The 526-nt window shown below is 66.2% G+C and carries 1 protein-coding gene; it reads left to right on the top strand.

The window, feature by feature from the left end:
- Positions 1–526, top strand: a 526-nt coding sequence (locus D1614_RS25010) for a TetR/AcrR family transcriptional regulator (protein ID WP_147384419.1), incomplete at both ends; no start/stop codon positions are given.

Genomic DNA, 526 nt, shown 5'->3' with positions numbered 1-526 from the left:
GTCACCGATCCGACCGGACGCCGCAAGGATTCCCAGCTTACCCTGCAGAGGATGCGGCAGGCGACCCTGACCCTGCTCGATACCAGCGGCTACGAGGAGCTGCGGCTTTCCGACATCGAGGAGGCCAGCGGCCTGACCCGGGGCGCGATCTACCATCACTACAAGGACAAGCGCGAACTGGTGCTGTCGATCGTGTCCGAACGGCTGGCCGACATCACCCTGGCGCTGGAGCGGGTCGAGATCAGGCCCGGCGACGCCGCCTTCGCCTCCCTGCTCGCCCTGAACGCCGTCTTCGTCGACGCTTTCTCGGCCTCGCGAGCCCTGATGAAGACCCTCTATCACCTCGAAGAGGTCGACGCCGATTTCGGCGCCTACTACCAGCAGGTCCGCGGCGGCTGGGCGACGACGCTCGCCGAAAAGCTGGAAAGCCTCTGCGACGGCGCGATCCCCGCGCGCAAGGACATCGCCGCCTTCGCCTTCCTGGCCATGACCGACCGCTTCCTCTACGACATCTATTCGCTGCGCT

The organism is Maribellus luteus, from assembly GCF_003576475.1.
Taxonomy (GTDB): domain Bacteria; phylum Bacteroidota; class Bacteroidia; order Bacteroidales; family Prolixibacteraceae; genus Draconibacterium; species Draconibacterium luteum.
Note: the sequence above shows the minus strand (reverse complement) of the source record. Positions and strands in the feature narration are given on the sequence as shown.